At 44.7% G+C, this 18,017-nt stretch carries 18 protein-coding genes; 9 read left to right on the forward strand and 9 right to left on the reverse strand.

Features of this window, described 5'->3' with window-relative positions; all coding sequences use genetic code 11:
- Positions 1–13: 13 nt before the first annotated feature.
- Both F3I09_RS20240 and F3I09_RS20245 read left to right on the forward strand, forming a co-directional pair.
- A complete protein-coding gene (locus F3I09_RS20240) occupies positions 14–997 on the forward strand; it encodes an aldo/keto reductase (protein ID WP_149696861.1) in 984 nt (327 codons plus the stop codon).
- Between the two features lie 64 nt (positions 998–1,061).
- Positions 1,062–2,168, forward strand: coding sequence for a metallophosphoesterase (locus F3I09_RS20245; RefSeq protein ID WP_149696862.1), 1,107 nt, complete (start codon positions 1,062–1,064; stop codon positions 2,166–2,168).
- Between the two features lie 92 nt (positions 2,169–2,260).
- Here the strand turns inward: F3I09_RS20245 and F3I09_RS20250 are convergent, their stop codons facing one another.
- Positions 2,261–2,938 (reverse strand): alpha/beta fold hydrolase, encoded by a 678-nt coding sequence (locus F3I09_RS20250; RefSeq protein ID WP_149696863.1) that lies wholly within the window; start codon positions 2,936–2,938, stop codon positions 2,261–2,263.
- Positions 2,939–3,085: 147 nt separating this feature from the next.
- Between F3I09_RS20250 and F3I09_RS20255 the strand changes: the two genes are divergently transcribed.
- Both F3I09_RS20255 and F3I09_RS20260 read left to right on the forward strand, forming a co-directional pair.
- Complete coding sequence (locus F3I09_RS20255) at positions 3,086–4,054, forward strand: YjgN family protein (protein ID WP_149696864.1); 969 nt, start codon at positions 3,086–3,088, stop codon at positions 4,052–4,054.
- Between the two features lie 7 nt (positions 4,055–4,061).
- Positions 4,062–5,138: a M48 family metallopeptidase gene (locus F3I09_RS20260; protein ID WP_149696865.1), complete on the forward strand. Its 1,077-nt coding sequence runs from the start codon at positions 4,062–4,064 to the stop codon at positions 5,136–5,138.
- Positions 5,139–5,154: 16 nt separating this feature from the next.
- On the opposite strand, the gene F3I09_RS20265 is transcribed toward F3I09_RS20260, so the two are convergent.
- Positions 5,155–5,541: a helix-turn-helix domain-containing protein gene (locus F3I09_RS20265; protein ID WP_149696866.1), complete on the reverse strand. Its 387-nt coding sequence runs from the start codon at positions 5,539–5,541 to the stop codon at positions 5,155–5,157.
- Between the two features lie 124 nt (positions 5,542–5,665).
- Between F3I09_RS20265 and F3I09_RS20270 the strand changes: the two genes are divergently transcribed.
- Complete coding sequence (locus tag F3I09_RS20270; protein ID WP_149696867.1) at positions 5,666–6,406, forward strand: SDR family NAD(P)-dependent oxidoreductase; 741 nt, start codon at positions 5,666–5,668, stop codon at positions 6,404–6,406.
- A 473-nt stretch (positions 6,407–6,879) separates the two neighbouring features.
- Positions 6,880–8,112 (forward strand): CehA/McbA family metallohydrolase, encoded by a 1,233-nt coding sequence (locus F3I09_RS20275; protein ID WP_223233312.1) that lies wholly within the window; start codon positions 6,880–6,882, stop codon positions 8,110–8,112.
- Positions 8,113–8,171: 59 nt separating this feature from the next.
- On the opposite strand, the gene F3I09_RS20280 is transcribed toward F3I09_RS20275, so the two are convergent.
- Positions 8,172–8,624, reverse strand: a complete 453-nt coding sequence (locus F3I09_RS20280; RefSeq protein WP_149696868.1) for a DUF2059 domain-containing protein — start codon at positions 8,622–8,624, stop codon at positions 8,172–8,174.
- A gap of 535 nt (positions 8,625–9,159) precedes the next feature.
- On the opposite strand from F3I09_RS20280, the gene F3I09_RS20285 reads away from it, so the two are divergent.
- Together F3I09_RS20285 and F3I09_RS20290 are read left to right on the forward strand one after the other, a co-directional pair.
- The gene (locus F3I09_RS20285; protein WP_149696869.1) at positions 9,160–11,547 is read left to right on the forward strand and encodes a discoidin domain-containing protein; all 2,388 of its coding nucleotides are present in this window, start codon (positions 9,160–9,162) and stop codon (positions 11,545–11,547) included.
- 117 nt (positions 11,548–11,664) lie between these two features.
- Positions 11,665–12,561, forward strand: a complete 897-nt coding sequence (locus tag F3I09_RS20290) for an alpha/beta fold hydrolase (protein WP_188133886.1) — start codon at positions 11,665–11,667, stop codon at positions 12,559–12,561.
- A gap of 68 nt (positions 12,562–12,629) precedes the next feature.
- Here the strand turns inward: F3I09_RS20290 and F3I09_RS20295 are convergent, their stop codons facing one another.
- The 6 genes from F3I09_RS20295 to F3I09_RS20320 all read right to left on the reverse strand — a co-directional run bounded on the left by F3I09_RS20295 (position 12,630) and on the right by F3I09_RS20320 (position 16,386).
- Complete coding sequence (locus tag F3I09_RS20295) at positions 12,630–13,712, reverse strand: nitronate monooxygenase family protein (protein WP_149696871.1); 1,083 nt, start codon at positions 13,710–13,712, stop codon at positions 12,630–12,632.
- A 9-nt stretch (positions 13,713–13,721) separates the two neighbouring features.
- Complete coding sequence (locus F3I09_RS20300; RefSeq protein WP_149696872.1) at positions 13,722–14,177, reverse strand: nuclear transport factor 2 family protein; 456 nt, start codon at positions 14,175–14,177, stop codon at positions 13,722–13,724.
- Position 14,178: 1 nt separating this feature from the next.
- Positions 14,179–14,913, reverse strand: a complete 735-nt coding sequence (locus F3I09_RS20305; protein WP_149696873.1) for an SDR family NAD(P)-dependent oxidoreductase — start codon at positions 14,911–14,913, stop codon at positions 14,179–14,181.
- A 5-nt stretch (positions 14,914–14,918) separates the two neighbouring features.
- Positions 14,919–15,137, reverse strand: a complete 219-nt coding sequence (locus tag F3I09_RS20310; RefSeq protein WP_149696874.1) for a 4-oxalocrotonate tautomerase family protein — start codon at positions 15,135–15,137, stop codon at positions 14,919–14,921.
- 30 nt (positions 15,138–15,167) lie between these two features.
- On the reverse strand, positions 15,168–15,689 hold the full coding sequence (locus F3I09_RS20315) for a YceI family protein (protein ID WP_149696875.1): 522 nt from the start codon (positions 15,687–15,689) through the stop codon (positions 15,168–15,170).
- Positions 15,690–15,810: 121 nt separating this feature from the next.
- A complete protein-coding gene (locus tag F3I09_RS20320) occupies positions 15,811–16,386 on the reverse strand; it encodes a Crp/Fnr family transcriptional regulator (RefSeq protein ID WP_149696876.1) in 576 nt (191 codons plus the stop codon).
- A 996-nt stretch (positions 16,387–17,382) separates the two neighbouring features.
- Between F3I09_RS20320 and F3I09_RS20325 the strand changes: the two genes are divergently transcribed.
- Entirely contained in the window at positions 17,383–18,009 is a 627-nt protein-coding gene (locus tag F3I09_RS20325) for a DUF3450 domain-containing protein (protein ID WP_149696877.1), read from the forward strand.
- Positions 18,010–18,017 lie beyond the last annotated feature (8 nt).

Here is an 18,017-nt window from a genome sequence, read left to right on the forward strand (position 1 = left end):
ATCGTTATAAGTTATGAATTACAGACCATTTAAAGACGTGCAGGTAGCGGAAGTAGGACTCGGTACCTGGCAACTGGGAAGTGCTGACTGGGGAAATATTGATGAGGAAGAAGCCATAAAAATACTGCAGGCATATACAGCTGCCGGCGGCAATTTTATAGATACGGCGGATGTATATGGAATGGGTGTGAGTGAAACCATCATTGGCAAATTTCTGCAATCAGCAGGCAAAGAGATTTTCGTTGCCACTAAACTGGGACGCAGGGGAGATGCAAGTAATGGCTGGCCGCAGAACTTTACATATGACGCGATGAAACGTCATGCGGAGGAATCGCTGCAGCATCTGGGCCTTTCCCAACTGTTCCTGGAACAGCTACATTGTATACCGACTGAGGAAATGCGCTCAGGGAAGGTGTTTGATCATTTGCGAAAATTACAGCAGGAAGGCCTGATCCGTTATTTCGGCGCCAGTGTGGAGACCTCTGAAGAAGCATTGATATGCCTGGAACAGGAAGGGCTTGCATCATTGCAGATCATTTTTAATCTGTTCAGACAGCATGTGGCAGAGGAGGTTTTTGCGAAAGCAAAAGAGAAGGGAGTGGCGCTGATCATACGTGTACCGCTGGCCAGCGGACTGCTGAGCGGGAAATTTAAAGAAGATACTGTTTTTGGAGATAAAGATCACCGCAATTACAATGCAAACGGTGAGGCTTTTAATACAGGAGAGACTTTTTCGGGTGTTGAATTCGGGGAAGGGGTGAGGCTGGCAAACAGCATCAGGACGCTGTTGCCTGATGAGCGTATGGCAGAGTGGGCCATTCGCTGGATATTGGATCATCCGGAGGTAACGACCGTTATTCCAGGTGCATCAAAGATCAGTCAGGTGAACAGTAATGTGGCAGCTTCCGGCTTACAGCCATTGCCATCTTCTACCCATACACAGCTGAGGAAATTGTATGATGAACAGATTCATAGTAAGATAAGAGGGCATTATTAATCATCTCACTACTACCTAGTAGTCATTTTTGCGCTTATCTTTACCCTGTACTATTGATATTGTCATGAGATATAAAACACCTGTGCTAAAGAAAGACCAGCCGGACGATTCCTATAAATTCAGGGCATTGCCGAAGCCGAGCGGCGCTTATCCTTACCGTTTATCTATACAGCGTGTCATTCCTGATATCAGTAGCGATAAAATGACATTTCACATGGTGGGCGATACCGGTAGCCTGCGTAGCCCGGATTTCCAGGAAAAGGTAGTGGGACAAATGGTCAGGCAGTACACCGTGTCAAAAGATGACAAGCCACAGTTCCTTTATCATCTGGGAGACGTAGTGTACAACCATGGGGAGGCGTCACAGTATCAGCGCCAGTTCTTTGATCCTTATAAACTTTACCCGGGGCCTATCTTTGCCATAGCAGGCAATCATGATAGTGATGTCAATCCGGATGTGGCTCCTTATAACAGCCTGGATGCCTTCATGACTGTATTTTGTGATACGAGTCCCCATAAGGTGGCATTCAGTGGTGGATCGGAGAGGGAAAGTATGGTTCAGCCCAATGTATACTGGACACTAAACACACCGCTTGCGAACATTATCGGAATGCATAGCAATGTACCTAAATTCGGGATCGTCACCGAAGAACAAAGAAACTGGCTGAAAGAAGAGCTGAAAGCTGCCGATCAGGAAAGGCCGGAGAAGGCATTGATACTATGTATACATCATGCGCCTTATTCTTCGGATGTAAACCATGGGGCCAGTATTCCTATGATCACATTACTGGAATCAGTTTTTGCAGAAACGGGTATCAGGCCGGATATTGTTTTCAGTGGCCATGTACATAACTATCAGCGTTTTAAAAGGAACTATGCGGAGGGTAGGCCTGTGTGTTTTATTGTTGCCGGTGGTGGGGGATATGACGAGCTGCATGCAATAGCTTCCCTGGAAGATGAGCGGTTCACCAATGAAAACCCACTGTTTGACAACGTAGAACTGGAAGCTTATTGTGATGACAAACATGGTTTCCTGAAGATCTCGCTGGAGAGAACGGATAAGGGATTGACCCTGACGGGTAATTATTATCCGGTACCTCACAGTAATCTATCAGGGGATGACGTCATTGCTTCGCCGGAAGATACTTTTACAATTGAAATAGGAAAGTAAAGTAGTTTAATAAAAAGTAAGGGCTGTCCGTCAGTAGATGGACAGCCCTTACTTTTTATTAGACTCACCGAAAGTGGTGAATTTATTGTCTTTTAACTAAGAAAAAAGGCCAGCAATGAAGGCGTCACCTTTTCCACCGGATGGGGGGTACCGGGCAATACGGCCATCTTTGCATCGGGTAGGGCTTTGTAGGTGGCGATCGTCTCTTCCAGGGTCACCATTTTATCCCTGTCGCCCAGCATAATAAGAGAATCGGTTGTTATGTCTTTGTAGTCGTCGGGTTTCAGTGGGTTGTCCCTGCCCATATCAGTCAGCATATCGGCTGTACGTTGCAGCACTACTTTCCAGTCGTTCGGGGCATGCATATCGGCCAGAGCAGCTGCAAAATCAGGTACTTTTGCGGTGATAGCAGCGATATCCAGCATTTTGATCTCTTTGGCGGCCGTAGCTTCATCCCAGTGGAATTTGGTACCCAGGGTAATGACCCTTGCTATCTGTTGCGGATGATGTTTTGCCAGGTACATGGCTACATAACCTCCCATGCTATAGCCAAAAATGGTCAGCTGCTGAAGGTGATGCACCTCTATATACTCCAGCACAGCTTCTGCAAAGAGTTTTATGGAAAATGGACCTTCGGGCAGTTCCTTTCCCCCATGACCGGGAAAGTCAAAAAGATGTACTTCATACTGTGTTGACAGCTGCGCAGCTATTGCTCTTAACTGACGGGATGCACCAATGGCGCCGTGGAGTACTAACAAGGATGGTTTCATATAATGAAGTTAGTAGATTTTGTCATAACTGCTTCAAAAACAAAGGAAAAGATGTTTTGTTGCTTAATGCAATATGTTAAGAGAAATATAAAAGTATTTAATATATTTGTTGTTATTAATTATTAACCTAGACTTAATCCCCTACACATGGAACAACAGTATGGCCCCTCGGGCACTGTAATTAAAACCCCCGCATTGACATTTCACGGTGACGGTGGTACTTATTTTGGCATTCTTTTTTTGAACTGGCTGCTTACAACTGTAACGCTCGGCCTGTATTATCCCTGGGCAAAGGCGAAGAAATTACAATATCTCTACTCATCCACTGAGCTGGATGGTTCCCGTCTTGCCTGGAACGGTACGGGTAAAGAGATGTTCAAAGGGTTTCTGAAGGCTATGGGACTTTTTCTGGCAGTGATCATTCTTGTGAATGTCTTTGCTTATTTTAAAATGCCTTACGTAGGGATGGCGTTTTACCTGGTTTTCCTGTTATTTGTTGTACCGGCAGCGATCCACGGAGCAAACCGTTACCACTGGTCCAGAACATCCTGGAGAGGGATCCGTTTCGGTTACCGTGGAGAGAGGAAACCATTTATGAAGCTGTTTCTTAAAGAGATACTGCTGACGATTGTTACTTTTGGTATCTATGGTTCCTGGGCAATTATCAAGATCCGTAACTATGTGATGAGTAATATCCGTTTCGGCAGTGGTGAGTTTCGCTATGATGGAGACGGTGGAGACTTTTTCTTTATGAACCTGAAAGGATATCTCCTGTCTATTGTGACATTGGGTATCTATTCCTTCTGGTGGCAGGCAGATATCTTCCGTTATTACATCGATAACCTGCGCCTCGTTCAGGATGGTAAGACTTTCACATTTCGTTCTACAGCTTCCGGCAGCAATTTTGCTGGTTTGCTGATCGTAAATTTCATCCTCCTTATTTTTACGTTCGGTATCGCTTTCGCCTGGGTGCAGACACGTACCGTGGAATTCCTGTTATCAAATGTTGAAATAGTAGGAGACATCGAGCTGTCAGAACTTGCACAGACAGAAGAAGAATACAGAAATGCAACAGGCGAGGATCTCGTGGATATGTTTGATCTGAATATTATCTAATAAAAATATGTACAAGGGACAGTATTACAATCACCAGGTAGCAAAGGCCATTCCTGTTAATGTGGAGGTATTCTCTGGAAGTCTGTTGCTGGATTATACCCAGGAGGGCATGCCTCCCCGGGAAATGCGATGGTTCTTTAGTGAGATATCTGTACAGGTAAGTGACCGCAATTTTATCCGTATTACCTATGCGGGAGAAGAAGCTGGTACGCTGGAAGTGAATGACCCGGTTTTTGTAGAAGAGTTCCTTAAAAATTACAAATACACACGCGGTGCCGGTCTACATGGGCTGGCACTGCGTGGTGGTTATAAAGTAGGCCTGATCGCGTTGTTAATACTCATTGGTATTCTGCTTGCCGGCCATTTCTTTATACTGCCCTGGTGTGCAGACAAGGTGGTTGACCAACTGCCCAGGTCTTTCGATAAGGAGATTGGTATTGCAGCACGTAATGGCATGCAGGAGAAGATAGATACCGCTGGTAGTGAACTGCTGACGAAGTTTGCCGCCCAGATGAAGTGGGATGCGTCCGACTCTCTTGTTTTCACGGTAGTGCCCAGTTCTATCGAGAATGCCTATGCACTTCCCGGTGGTTATGTGATGATTTATACCGGACTACTGAAGAAACTGCGTACGAAAGAGGAACTGGCGGCATTATTATCCCACGAAGTGGCGCATGTTACCCGCCGTCATTCTGTTCGTAAATTATGCCGTGATCTGAGCACAAGTTTGCTATTGTCAGCGATGTTCAGTGACGCAGGTGGTGTGGTAGGTACTTTATATGCTAATGCGACCTCTATTTATAGCCTTACCTATTCCCGTCAGTATGAGGAGCAGGCCGATATTACCGGTCTGGAAACCATGCGCCGCAACCAGGTAGATCAGCAGGGTATGGTACAGCTGATGCAGGAATTACAGAAACTGGATCATCAATTGAAGATCCCTGAGTTTATCAGTACGCATCCGCTGACAGAAAACCGTGTCCGTTATGTACAGCAGGATATTAAAGCTCATCCAGCCAGCGCTAAGAATAATGAAAAGATGGAGGAAATATTCAGGCAGTTACATCAGCGATATCATGAGTGATCCGCTGGGAAGCTCCTTACTCAAATCCTTCATTTGCCACCACGGCAGCAGAGCGGCCGTTCACATATGCTTTCCCCCAGTTATTCAAAGATTCGAATACCGGCTCAAGTTGTGCGCCCAGTTTTGTTAATGCATACTCTACGCGGGGTGGTATTTCCGGATAGCTGGTCCTGGTAACAATACCGTCGTTTTCCAGTTCACGCAGTTGTGCAGCCAGCGTTTTTTCCGATATATCGTGTAATGATTTGTGTATGGCCGAGAATCTTACATTGCCACCATTCCTTAGCGCCTTATAGATCTTCAGCTTCCATTTCCCACCTATTATTGACAATGCGGCTTCCAATGCACAATCTGCATTTGGATTGGAGTCGCAGTCTAATGTCATTTTTCTGTTATAAGCCATAAAACCGTTTTTTAAAAAAGCCCGAAAGTAGGTAAAGCCAACCTTGGTCACACTCACTTACACTGAGGTAAGCTCTTTAAAAACACCTGATTGCTGCTTTCCTTTGCACAAAATTAGTGAGTTTATGAATAGGAACATTTTGATCACCGGAGGATCCTCCGGTATTGGAGAGGGAATAGCGCGGCATTTTTATTCCATAGGATGGCAGGTTTTAATAACGGGTAGAAATAAAGAAAAGCTTGTTACCCTGGCGAATGAGCTGCCAGGGCTGAATACACTGGAATACGACACGCAAATAGAAGGTGACGAGCAAAAGATATTACAGTTTATCCGCATGAACTGGAGTGGAAAACTGGACGTACTTATTAATAACGCCGACCATGTGGAACTGACGCCGCTGAAAGGTATCAGCAGCAGATCAATGGAGTCTATGTACCGGACGCATGTGATCGCTCCCACATTGCTCACTTCTGGTTGTCTTGACTTCCTGACAGCCACAAAAGGGCATATTATCAACATCAGCAGCAGTCATGGTATTAAGGTCTATCCGGAAATCAGCGCTTATGCGGCAGCGAAAGCGGGTATTAATATGCTGACAAAAACGTGGGCGCTGGAACTGGCTCCGCTGGGGATCCGCGTAAATGCAGTAGCGCCCGGGCCTACGAATACACCTGTTCTGGCCAATGCGGGATTGCCTTTGGAAATCATCCAGGCCATTCACGAAAGTGAAAGAACATCTATTCCTTTACAAAGAAGAGGGGACGTAACCGATATAGTTGCGCATGTTGCAATGCTGGCAACTGCCGATTCCTCGTGGGTAACAGGTGTAATACTACCTGTTGACGGAGGATTGTCTGTTTCCTGATGTATCGTATTTATAAAGTAAAGCCCCTCTGAAGTGAGGGGCTTTTTGCTAGTATCTGTAATGTCCGTGTCCATGATAATGATGATAATGAGGACGGGGTTGATAATATCCCGGCCTATCTCGGACAACAAGGCAACTGCTTAATCCGGAAATAAGTATGGCTGTTATGGCGAAATATTTTAAAGCTTTCATGTTGTGAAGTTTAAATTAGCGTGATGAATATTGAGTTAAGCGTCTGCAGTCCGTTTAAACCTCCTTTTCAGCTTTAATAATGATAAAACTATGCCAGACCCTGTTTAAGAACTGTTATTTAATGTTAACGGCCGTAATGCCAAACCGGCTATCACATTTAATGATCTCTTGATCTAAATTTAACACCCTCAACTTTTGCCGATATATACCTTTGCGGCGCAGATGTCAGTTTCTTCTCCCTATATGCGCTAAGCTTTTAATGCCACCATAATAATTTTAATATGATGTTCAAGAATGACAGAAAAAAAATGTTGCTGAAGAATGTTGCCTGTACCGGATTACTGGTAACTATGGCAAGCTGCTTCACTAATGCTGCACTGGGGCAGTCAGCTCATACCAGTCCATGGGCGCCTGCGGAACTTAACAATCTGCCGCCTGTAGCCAGCCTGAAAGGTGGTGTGTGGTTAAAAGGGGACTTGCATTTGCATTCCCGGCATAGTAAGGAATCTTCCAATAATCCTATCTCAAAGATCATTTCCTTTTCCAAAGCTGCAGGTATTGATTACATCTGCATCACTGACCACGATAATCACGTGGAGGGAGATGTTGCACATAACACATGGGCAGATCCTGAATTCAAATCGGACTCCGTATTGTTGCTGTATGGTGCAGAGTGGACAACCACCCGCGGGCATGGTAACGTGTTCTCTGCAAAACCATACGATCATCAGCGCTTATACGACGTCCGCGATCAGCGCGACATTGTGATAGGCGCCGTAAAAAAGCAGTTAGGTGTTCATCTGTCGGCCAATCATCCCAGTGGTAAAGACCATTTCGGGTATTCCTATGATATGATCGAGTCTATTGAAGTATGGAACTCCGCCATCTGGTCGAAGAATGAAAATGCAATCATGATATGGGATGACATGCTTTCATCCGGCCGCAAACTGACGGGCAGGGGAGGAAGTGATGCGCATCATGGCACTCCTGATTCACCCGATAAAGAAACAAAGAACAGCGTACAGGCGAAAGCAAACTATGTAGGTACGCCTACTACCTGGGTATATGCCACTGCGCGGACTCCACAGGCCGTTGTGGATGCGTTGACAAACGGGAGGGTGTCAGTAAGCGCAAATCCATATGCGCCACGTGTTGAGTTCTACGCAGATCTTGACCAGGATAGTAAAATGGATATGATGATGGGGGATAACACTAAACCGACCGGTAAACCTGTTAAGTTCCGTATTCAGTTGACAGGGAAAACTGTTCCGGAAGAGACTTATACTATCAACATCGTGAAGAATGGTAATAAATTCGATAGCTTAAAAGTGACAGGTAAAAATCCTGTTGCTGAGTTTACAGATACCCCGGCTACAGTGGGTAGAACTTATTACCGTGTGACGGTAGAAGGCCCGGCTACTCCTTATCCGCAGGTACCGGAGTCTATGAAGCTGAGTGGGAATATGGTGGGGCTCTCTAATCCGATCTTCTTCAATTTCGATCCTAACTTTTAAAGATATTATACGGGGAAATATAAAGCGGCCGCGCCTTCGGTGCGGCTGCTTTAGTTATATTACTGCTCTACTTTCTCTGGATCATAACCGCTAGCCTTCATCTCACTTAGGATCTTTTCACCCAGCTTTTGTCCCCATTCCCGGCCTAACAGCATTGATTCCTGCACGATCTGCGGCGTTACCGCTATTACTTTTTGGCCAGCTGGTGTTTTGTAGAACGCGACTATCTGGTCCAGGTCTTCTTCAGTATAATACTTCGCATATACAGGTACGGTGAGATTGATGAGGTCATCTGCATTAATGCTTGCTTTCATTTTGTCCCAGAATTCAGCCGGTACAGTCGTGAACCGCTCCTGGAAATTAGTCAGCATTTGCTGTGCTACCTGTACACCTATTTTACCGGAGCCAACCAATTCCAGCATTTCCTTTATTTTCTTTTCTTTGGATGTTGTCTGAGAAAATGCATTGTTAATAAAGGACAAGCATATCAGCACGGCGAGAATTTTTTTCATGTTGATGTTTTAAAATGAGATGATATAGGTAATGGAAAGATAGAATAAAAAAGGAAAACAAAGGTATGTCGTAATATGAAGGTACTTATACTGCGGGCATCCTGGAGGTTCATAAGATGATGTATTAAAGACGTATAGCCTTATCAGGTTAATTATCAATCCAATGTATCCGGCAGTATGGATTCGCATGCCTGTTCCTGAAAAAAAAATGAATATCTATTGGCGGACATACGAATTAGACATATCTTTATATTATCAAAATATAACATTAGCTGGCCGGCAATAAACCTATCAGAATAACCAATTAAAAATCCATTACAATTTGCAAATGTTCCTTGCCATTACAATAGGCCTGTAGCTTTCAGCACAGGACGTTTACATTGATGCCATTCAAGTATTCAAACTGTTGACAGTACCTTGATCTTTTCATGGTGCCGTCCGGATATGCATTTTATTATGACTACAAGTATTTTGCCAATGGCATCGCTCCCTCATTGAAGATTTATCCTTCATATAATCATTAAAAACTCTAATTATGCAGAGAATTAAACACTTATTTCTTGCAGGGCTCCTACTGCTTTCTGGAGCCAGTTTTGCCCAGGTATCATGCTATAATATCGTAGGATATTATCCGTCATGGGTAGCTGGTGGTAGCGCTTATATCAACAGTCCTTCAAAAGTGGACTATAGCAAGTATACCCATATTTGCTATGCGTTTGCTATACCAGGTTCTGATGGTAACATCGGCAGTGTGGACAATGGGGCCGTATTGACTGATCTTGTAAACAGAGCACACGCTGCTAACGTAAAAGTGCTTTTGTCAATTGGCGGCTGGCTTAGCTCTTCACCCAGCAATACGCCTTTTGAAACGATCGCAAATAACAGCACTTATGTCAACAACCTGGCAAATGCCTGTGCTAACCTGATCACCAAGTATAACCTGGATGGTATTGACCTGGATTGGGAATATCCGACTACAAAGACTAAATGGAATAACGTAGCCACTGTTCTTGGAGCCAAGTTCCATGGAATGGGTAAGTTATTTACGGCAGCAGTATCAGAAAGCGCCGAGAATAACGGGAACAACTACGATAATATTACCATGTTGGACCTGGTGAATATCATGTGTTATGGTGATGACAACCTGGCTACAAATTCTATTGCTTACTGGACGTCACGTGGTGTAGCACAAAGCAAAAGAATGCTGGGTGTGCCATTTTACAGTGGAGATAATAATACAGCTGAACATATCAGAAAATCCAACCTGGCAAAAACAACTGCAGGTGGTATCATGATCTGGGACATCGCTACAGAATATGGTGATATCAATGCTATTTACAGCACTCTGGGTAATGTTTGTAACGGCAGTACGCCAGTACCTCAGAACCTGGCCTCTGGCAAGCAGGTGACTGTATCTTCTACAGAAGCAAATACAACACAGAACCTGGCAGCAGCTAATGCTACTGACGGTAACTATGCTACACGCTGGTCTTCTGGTTTCACTGACGACGAATGGTTATACGTTGACCTGGGCGCCAGCTATGATATCAACAGGGTGAAAATTACGTGGGAAGCTGCTTATGCAACTGCTTACCAGGTAGAGGTATCAACAAATACCAGCGACTGGACTCCGGTAAAATCGGTGAGTGGTAATACCACATTGGTGAATGACCTGACTGGTTTATCTGGATCTGGCCGTTACGTGAGAATTCATGGTATTTCAAGAGCTACCACTTATGGTTATTCCATTTTTGAGGTGGAAGTGTATGGCGCAGCTCCGCAGGCTCCTCATGGAGGAACTGCATGGGCAATTCCTGGAAAGATCGAAGCTGAGAACTTTGATGATGGTGGAGAAGGCGTAGCTTACCATGATCTGACAGCAACCAATACACAGGGTCAGTACCGTACTGCAGAAGGTGTGGATATTGAGGCTGCTACTGAAGGCGGATATAACGTAGGTACTATCCAGACTGGCGAATGGCTGGAGTATACAGTGAACGTTGCACAGGCAGGCGTATATACACTGCAGGCAAGAGTAGCTGCGACTGCTGCCGGAAAAACATTCCATATTGAATTGAACGGACAGAACATCTCTGGTACCATTACAGTTCCAAATACTGCTGGCTGGCAGACATGGGCTACTGTGAATGTAACTACACCAGCACTGACTGCCGGTCAGAAAGTACTGCGTGTTGTTTTTGATTCAAACGAATTTAACTTCAACTGGATCAACTTTGTACAGCAGGCTGCATCCAATAATCTTGCTCTCAATAAAAGAGTTTGGGCTTCTTCAATCGAAACAGCAGATTTCCCTGCTGCCAGTGCGGTTGACGGTAACGCTACATCTACACGCTGGTCTTCCGGTTATACAGATAACGAATGGTTAGCTGTTGATCTGGGTTCAGCGCAGAATGTTTCAAGAGTGGTGCTGAAATGGGAAACAGCCTTTGCAACATCTTACACTATCGAAACATCCAATGATACTATCAACTGGACTGTACAGAAAACTGTAACAGCCGGCGTTGGTGGTACAGAAGATCTGACTTTTGCAGCTGTTAATGCCCGTTATGTAAGGGTACACGGCCTGAAGAGATCTACTCCATATGGCTTCTCTATCTGGGAATTTGAAGTTTATGGTGATGCAGCTGCAGGAAGGCTCGCAATGGCTGCCCCTGCGAAAAGCATTGAAAATACTTTCTCTGTTAATGTATCTCCAAATCCTGCAACAAACGTGTTGAATGTTCAGCTGAAAGGAGCTGCTCAGTCTTCTGTACTGAAGGTTTACAGCATTGGCGGTCAGGTAGTATACCAGGCGAAAGTTAACGCTAACGTTAACCAGCTGCAGGTAAATGTTTCCAACTGGCCTAAAGGAATTTACATTATCTCTATAGGAGACAGCCGTAAGAAGGTTGTTGTAGAATAAGTATAACGAATAGATCCTTTTCAAAAGAGACCGTTCGCCATCGGCGAACGGTCTTCTTATTTTATGCGGGACCGGATTTTCATTAAATTGCCCCTAAACATCAGAAAGCATACGTTTATGAAACACTATCTGCCTGTAACCTTACTGACAATATTATCAGTCATCCAATTTTCCTGCCATCAGACAGGGCCTCAAAAGGAAGGGGCCGCTGGTGAATTGGTAAAGATAAGCAACCATGGAGTGGATATTAGCTATGACGACAGTAAGAAAGGAGATACCACCCTGCTTTTTGTGCACGGCTGGTGTATCAATAAAGGCTATTGGAAAGATCAGTTTGACTTCTTCCAGCCAAAATACCGGGTGGTGGCAGTAGACCTACCGGGTTTCGGGACCTCCGGAAAGAACAGGGAAAAATGGACGGTAGAGGCATATGGTGAAGACCTCTCTGCGGTCATGCAACAGCTGGATTTAAAGAATGTTATCCTGGTGGGACATTCTATGAGTGGAAATATTATCGTCGAAGCGGCGCTTCATAATAAAGACCGGGTGATCGGATTAGTTGGTGTAGACAATTTCAAGAATGCAGGATGGGACCCAACTCAGCCTGATACTGCGGCTGCTAACTTTTATAAGGGCGCCCGGCAGAATTATAAGGCAGTAGTATTGCCCAACGTCAGCCAGTTTTTATTCTCACCCACAACGGATACACTGGTAAAGGCAAGGGTATTGAATGATATAGCCAATGCAGATACTGTTATTTCCATTGACTGCCTGGAGAGGGGAGACAGCTATCCGGGAAGTGATAAACTGGCTGCTTTGAGAAAGACGATCTACCTGATCAACAGTGATTACACGCCTACAGATACTGCTGCATTGACGAAAAAAGGTATAACATATGTGTTGTTACCTATTCACGGAACTGGACATTATCCGATGAATGAAAATCCTTCAGGATTCAATACTTTACTGACAGCAGCTATCGGAGAAATAGGCGCTACCCGTAATAAACCTTAAAAACGACAAAAAGACTACACTAGTAGCCTTTTTGCCTTACATCTGGTTGACTATCTGCCTGTGTGCTATTAGGCCTTCAGCTCGCTGAAACAGGCAGAAGTTTCTTCTATTAATGATTGCATCAATTTGCTGGCTTTTGTATGTTTCAACACGGGGGCTATCTGCCCTCCCCAGAAATATACCATATCCCATTTTTGCTGTTGAACAGCAGCACTTCTCAAGGAAGACATAAATGTGGACTGCAGAGGGAAGGGGAGATAAGGGGCTTCGTTTCCGGTCTCTCTTGTGATCCTGTTGGCCAGCCCCCGGCCAAGCCTGCCGGTATAAGCTTTTGACAGTGTAGTGTACTTCGCGGCATCAGAGAGTAACATTTGCCTGTGAACAGGCAGTGCGTTGGACTCGTCGCAGACCAGGAAGGCGGTTCCTACCTGGGCAGCGCTGGCGCCCAGTGTCATTGCTGCAGCGATACCTTTGCCATTCGCAATGCCACCGGCGGCGATGACGGGTGTTTTTACCTTTTCCCTGATAAGCTGAACCAACACGAAGGTTCCCGTGAAAGACAACTCTGTAGCGCTCAGGAACGAGGGGCGGTGTCCGCCGGCTTCGAAACCGGATGCGATGATGAGGTCTATACCGGCATTTTCAAGGGCGATTGCTTCGTCCAGCGTAGTAGCAGCACCTGCGGTAATGATACCCCGTTTACGGCACTGTTCCAGTATATCTGCTGATGGTATGCCAAACACAAAGCTGAAGACTTTCGGACGGACATCCAGGATGACTTCCACCTGGTTCTCAAACCTGCTTTTAAATGGTGCGGGCTTTTCAGGGAAAGGAATATTTGTCTCTTCAAAGTATGGCCTGAAAAATGCTTTCACCTCTTCATATCTGGCTTCCGTGACTGTTCCATTGGTAGCGTCTGTATCTGACACCCACAGGTTGATATTATAAGGTTTGGCTGTGGCCGCTTTGATCTCCTGATCTACTTCAATGATCTCCTGTGGCGTGAGGGTATAAGCCCCATACCCGCCAAGTCCTCCTGCATTTGATACCGCAGCCACCAATTCAGCTGATGAAAGACGACCGCCAAAAGGGCCCTGAAAGATAGGGTATTCAATACCCAGCATCTCCGTTACTTTTGTATTATACCACATGATTAAAAATTATTCCTGGACGTCGCTGATCATTTTATTGACGATAAGCCATTTGCCATCTATCTTATGGAAAGATAGAAACTCATGGTAATTAAAGTCGTACATTTTTACCTTCACCTCGGCTACCGCGATGGAGTTCACCGCCCTGATGGATATAATATCCCCCTTGAATGGTTTCCCTGAATCTTTGGGACTTTGGCGATTTGCCACACCATCCAGGTACTGGTCGAGTGTTTTCGCATAAGGTTGCCCTTTTACATCTCCGAAAAGTAATGTTCCGGGGTGATATACAGGCTTCAGGAGATCGAGGTTGCCCTCATAAATGCCTTTGAAATAAGCGTTTTCCAGCACAGCTGTAATAGCTGCCACATCGGCTTTTTGCGTGTCCATAGTGTTTGCCTTTTGAGCTTTTATGGCCAGCGGAATGCAGGCCATAAAAGCGAGTATTGACAATAATGTTTTCATATCAATTCAGATGATGTCCGGCGCCCGCGCCACCGTCTACATTGATGATGGTGCCGGTGATGAAGTTACTTTTTGCTACCGCATAAACCATTTCAGCAACATCTTCTACTTCGCCGATACGGTTCAGTAAGTGAAGACCCGCGGTTTCATCAGCATTATCCCCATGCATAGGTGTTCGGATCGTACCTGGCGCGATGGTATTGACCCGGATATTATCTTTACCGAATTCGGCCGCCAGCTGAAGTGTAAGTGAGTGGATGGCTGCTTTGCTGGACATTGGTGCAGTGATAGGTACGCCACCCAGGGCATGATGGACCAAGGGGGTACCTATGTTGATCACTACGCCACCACGCTGTTTCAGCATTTGAGGAATAACTGCCTGAGTGGTGAAATATGTACCCTTCAGGTTAGTGTTCAGAAAGCGGTCCAGGTAAGCTTCGTCCACTTCCAGGAATGGTTTGGTTTCAAATATACCAGCGTTGTTTATCAGTACATCTGCAGAACCGAATTTTTCAACCGCTGTGGCCACCAGCTTTTCACCGGTCTTCTTATCGCTCACACTACCTGTTACCATCGCGAGGTTGCTTCCTCCGCCAAGTTCTTTAAATGCAGCTTCCAGTTTATCAGCTGTGGTGGAGTTAATGACGACATTATCGCCTCTTTCGAGGAAGTATTTAGCTACTTCCTTACCAATACCGGATGATGCACCGGTCACTATTATAGTTTGCTTTTTCATTGTTCTTATTTTTTATCTGCTGTGATTCCTTTCTCGCGGAGAACAGATATCTGCTCGCCTGCATATCCCCAGTTGTCCAGTTCTACTTCCTGTATGGCAATATGGGTCAGATGAGGATCTTTATTGAGTACATTGGTGATCAGGTCGGTTATACCTTTGATCAGTTGTTGTTTTTGCTCACGAGTGACGCCTTCGCGGGTCAGCTCAATTTTTACAAATGGCATGTCTTTGCGTTTTTAGGTGAGAATTGTTTGTTAAACAGCTTTAGCTGTAAGACTTACCTGGAGGTCGAAGTCGTTGTAGATAAGCGTATCTCCCAGATCTTTGAAGAAGTTACCGGAACGGAACTTAATACCATATTTGGTACGGTCTATGACCAGCTTTCCGTACGCAGTTACTGTGTCGCCATTGTCGGTGTTGACAGTTACATCAAAACTAACAGGGTGAGTGATTCCTTTGATGGTCAGGTTACCCTCAACGTGCTTGCCTGATACAGCTGTGATCTGTAGGGAGGCTTCTGGATATTTGTCAATTGAGAAGAAATCGTCTGAAGCCAGGTGGCCGGCAAATTGTGCGTTGGTAGCAGGATCTGTCACGTCCAGGATCTTGATGGAGGCAGTATCTATGACGAAATTACCGCCCGATAATTTACCATCAGTAAGGATCAACGTACCGTCTTTAATTCCGATGGTACCATTATGTGCGCCGGTTACTTTACGGCCGATCCAGTCAATATTACTTTGTGCGTTTACGATTTGAAATTTTTTCGTTTCCATTTTGTGTATGTTTAATTGTTTACGTTTGATTTGACAACACAAAGAACGGAAGGAATTTCAAGGTGGCTACGTGACGTACATCACATTCATTAATTATGTGACATAGATCACGTCGGGAGGGTTAACGGGCATTATAAAGCCTGCTCAAGGTTTCCCGGGAAATGCCCAGGTAGGCGGCTATCAGGTGTTTCGGTACCAGGTTATATAATTCGGGGTAGAGGGTCAACAACTCTTCATAGCGTTTTTTGGCGTCATTATTCATAAAAGAAAGGAGCCTTTTCTGTGAGGCTACATAACCCCTGTTTGTTCGCCAGCGAAAGAAATGTTCAACCTGGTGTATTTCAGCACAGAGCTTTTCGCGATCTGCACTTTTCAGGCAAAGGACTTCAGCATCTGTGATACAATCAACGTTAATGGTAGCACGGGTATGGCTATAGAGCGCATTATAGTCAGATGTCCACCATGTTGGCATGGCAAACTGCAGGATATACATCTTAACATCATCATTGATGAAAAATGCTTTCAGACAGCCGGAAAGCACAAAATATTCGCAGTCAACTTCATCGCCCTCACTAATGATAGTCTGACCTTTTTTAAAGGACAAGGGCGTAAAATGTGAATAGAAGTAATCAAACTGCTCGTCGGTCAGCGTTATGGTTTTGGAAATGTGCTGTTTTAATAAATCCCGGCTATTCATATTTTAAAGGTAGGAAACTGTTGTGATAATTTTAACGGGATATTTATCTAAGACTATTATATAAGAAGGTTGAAATATTTGAACAAAAGATTAATAAATTTACTTTGCTATATAGATTTCCTCAATAAAGCTTTTGTTACTATCTCCTTGTTGTTTGTACAATTTTAATCACTGGCTCAGACCTCTACAGTGGAAACCTGGAAGGAAGTATTATCGGATGAAGACGGACGTCAGGATTATTTATTCGATCTGGAGAAAAAGATCTTTCAGTATATGCAGATGATAAGAAAGAGAGCAGATGAGTACCGGAATTTTACCTTTCCTGTAGGATTCCTGACGATGCTGATTTTTGCGTTTTGCTCTGCAATAGGGTGATTTTGAATCAATTATTGAGCTTCCGTTCAAATCGGCGTATTGCCGTTTAACCACCTATATTCGCTCTTATACCTCTATTTTACCGTTCATCATAGCCGGCTACCATTCGTGAAACAAAAATAACCGCTCGTATTGGTATTTGTAAAGGAAATGTTAACCCCTTCATATCTTTACGTCATCAAACAAAACGGAGTCAATCTCCAAAGAACATGACAAACAATTTTTCGGACAAGATGATAGCTCGCCTTCATTGAAGAGCTATAACCACCGGAAATTCCCACCCTGTAAAAAAAATCTACAGTACAGAATTTGACGGAGTTGCGAAGCGGCTCAGCAGGTACATTACCTGGGTTTTATTCATTCGTACTAATTTCCAATTAACAATGTAAAACTTCCAGTAGTTGGCTATATAGATTGCCATAGGCACTCCTATATGTCATCACAAACAGCAGGCTACGTGTCAGTAATACTGGCGTCATAGCTATTTGCCCCCGCATGACAGGCATCGTCTGCCTTCATTTTTCCCTATAAGGCTTTAGGAAAAATACGCGATTAAAAGTCGTGCTGGCGGAGCTATGCCCTTTACTCAGCGATTCATTCACCCTTATAAATCACAAAACTATGGCCTCACTAGGTAAAAAGATCTTATCCGCCTTCATAGAGGTGGAGGATAAGACAAAAAAAGAGGAGGATGCTGTAACACAGCCTGTACAAGCATCTTCGCCGCCGCGTAATACGGAAGCACGTACTGCTGCAGACACTGACAATAAGTTCAGTGACTACTTCAACAGGTTGTTTGCAGATGCAAATCTTCCCGGGCCGGACTATTACGAGTTCGCTAAAATGATCGAAGCGATGCATGTCATCAAAGATGAAAGTGCCCGCTTTAGCGCAGCCTTCGCTGGTTTGCAGGCACAGGGACTGGACAAACAGAAACTGTTGTCTTCCGCCCAGGAATACGTGAAGATACTGGATGCTGATGCTGCAGCCTTTCACAGCACGGTAGATCAGGCTTTGCTTGACAAGGTGCAGAACAAGAAAAAGGAAATGGACCAGGTGCAGGAACACATACAAAAACTGTCGCAGGAAATACTAAGCCTGCAGCAACAGATTGGTGCACTCACGCAGGAGATAGCAGAGAATGAAGCGAAGATCGAAAACAACAGCAGCGGTTATGATGCTGCAATGACCAACAGCAGGAACAAGCTGCTGCAGGACATAGAAAAGATAAAGCAACACATACTTTAAAACAACGC

The sequence above is a fragment of the Chitinophaga sp. CF418 genome (genome assembly GCF_900142925.1).
In the GTDB taxonomy this organism is placed as follows: Bacteria; Bacteroidota; Bacteroidia; order Chitinophagales; family Chitinophagaceae; genus Chitinophaga.